Source organism: Vibrio sp. 10N.261.52.A1, from assembly GCF_002876325.1.
GTDB classification, from domain to species: domain Bacteria; phylum Pseudomonadota; class Gammaproteobacteria; order Enterobacterales; family Vibrionaceae; genus Vibrio; species Vibrio chagasii.
On the sequence record NZ_MCYD01000617.1, the window covers coordinates 1 to 1,609 of the forward strand.

1 protein-coding gene and 1 pseudogene are annotated in these 1,609 nt (G+C 41.0%); both read left to right on the top strand.

Annotated features, from left to right (window positions below; translation table 11 throughout):
- The first annotated feature begins 251 nt into the window (after window positions 1–251).
- Window positions 252–1,229, top strand: coding sequence for a DUF1852 domain-containing protein (locus tag BCT81_RS10945; RefSeq protein ID WP_102424236.1), 978 nt, complete (start codon window positions 252–254; stop codon window positions 1,227–1,229).
- A gap of 69 nt (window positions 1,230–1,298) precedes the next feature.
- A pseudogene (locus BCT81_RS10950) lies at window positions 1,299–1,609 on the top strand (methionine synthase); the annotation flags it as partial.

Consider the following 1,609-nt stretch of genomic DNA (forward strand, 5'->3'; position numbering starts at 1 on the left):
AGATAATTAATATAACTGACACCAGCTTTGATTTTCAAACAGATAGATCATGAATATTCCTCATGTTGATTGTGAAGTATTACCATTGTTAATCCTCCCACCTTCCAAGTATAAAAATATTAAGCGATTAACTTAATGCGACATATTTAAAGAATATAGCCAGCACTCTTAATACGGTCACAAGCGAAAATAACGCAGTGATATAAAAGACCGAGAATAAGTCAGACAACGAATTGGGAAGTCAGAACAGTATGAATAACGAATTTAATTTTACGATTAAGAGCATCAGCCTCGACGAAAACTACACACCTTCAGACAGCACGCGTATCACCACCAACTTCGCAAATTTGGCGAGAGGTGCAAGCCGCCAAGCTAACTTACGTAATGCTTTACAGATGATTGATAACAGCTTCAATGCTCTAGCACATTGGGACAACCCTAAGGGCGACCGCTACTCTATTGAGCTTGAAATCATTTCTGTTGATATGGACATTGAAAGCAACGGCGAAGCATTCCCTTCAATTGAAGTGCTAAAAACCAATATTCTGGACCACAAAACGAATAAGCGCATTGAAGGTATTATCGGAAATAACTTCTCTTCTTATGTTCGAGATTATGATTTCAGCGTATTACTTTTAGATCACAATAAAGGCCAAGATAAATTCAGTATTCCAGCCGATTTTGGTAATTTGCACGGCAAGCTGTTTAAATATTTCGTTAACTCTCAAGCGTACAAAGAGAACTTTAAGAAACCACCTGTTATTTGTTTGAGTGTTTCAGATAATAAAACCTATTACCGAACTGAAAATCAACACCCTGTATTAGGCTTTGAATACCAACCTAACGAGTCTTCTTTAACTGAACAATATTTCAAGAAGATGGGATTACAGGTTCGTTATTTCATGCCGCCAAATAGTGTTGCTCCTCTGGCTTTCTATTTCTTTGGTGATCTGCTGAACGATTACTCTAACCTAGAGCTTATAAGCACCATCAGTACCATGGGTACGTTCCAGAAAATCTACCGCCCTGAAATCTACAACGCGAATGCTGTTGCAGGTAACTGTTACCAACCAAACTTGAAAAACTTGGATCACTCACTGACTCAAATCGTGTATGACCGTGAAGAACGAAGCAAGCTAGCTGTTGAACAAGGTAAGTTCGCAGAAGAAAACTTCATTAAGCCATATCAGTCGGTACTAGAAAACTGGTCTGCCAACTACGCGCTGTAATCGTTCGATTTTACGCGCAATAGGAAACAGACGCTCCACTTTTGGAATCTAAGGACAGGCAGAATTATTATGAAAACACTATTACCGACTTCAACAGCAGGCAGCTTGCCTAAGCCGTCTTGGCTAGCACAGCCAGAAACACTTTGGTCTCCATGGAAACTGGAAGGCGATGAACTCACAGACGGCAAACAAGATGCGCTGCGTGTGTCTCTGCATGAACAACAGCAAGCAGGCATCGATATCGTGAGTGATGGCGAACAAACCCGCCAGCACTTTGTAACGACCTTCATTGAACATCTGAATGGCGTTGATTTTGAAAAGCGTGAAACCGTTAAAATCCGCGACCGCTACGATGCGAGTGTACCGACAGTGGTTGGCCC